This is a genomic window from Bacillus sp. SIMBA_005 (assembly GCF_046535585.1).
Taxonomy (GTDB): Bacteria; Bacillota; Bacilli; order Bacillales; family Bacillaceae; genus Bacillus; species Bacillus pumilus.
The window spans coordinates 1-246 of record NZ_JAWRWI010000954.1 but is presented as its reverse complement, the minus strand read 5'-3'; the positions used below and the strand labels follow the sequence as shown (position 1 = coordinate 246).

Here is a 246-nt window from a genome sequence, read left to right as displayed (position 1 = left end):
GTAAATGGTTCTCACTGGCTGCCGCTCTGAGTGTAACGGCAATAGTCGGAGCCGGCTGCAGCATGTCGAACGGAGATGCTCAAAAGGATACGAAAACCACAGCAGAAACAAAGCAAACAGAACAAAAAACAGCTGACAGCAAAAAATCAAACACTCAAAACAGTGAGTTTTCATTGGAAAGCCAGTATTTCAATGATATTAAAAAAGTCGATGGTCTGGAAACCATTCAAAATCCAGAAAATATAC

General features: G+C 41.1%; 1 pseudogene. It reads left to right on the top strand.

Annotation, left to right across the window (positions count from 1 at the left end):
* Positions 1-246: pseudogene (gene ldcB, locus SB660_RS22925) on the top strand (LD-carboxypeptidase LdcB); the annotation flags it as partial.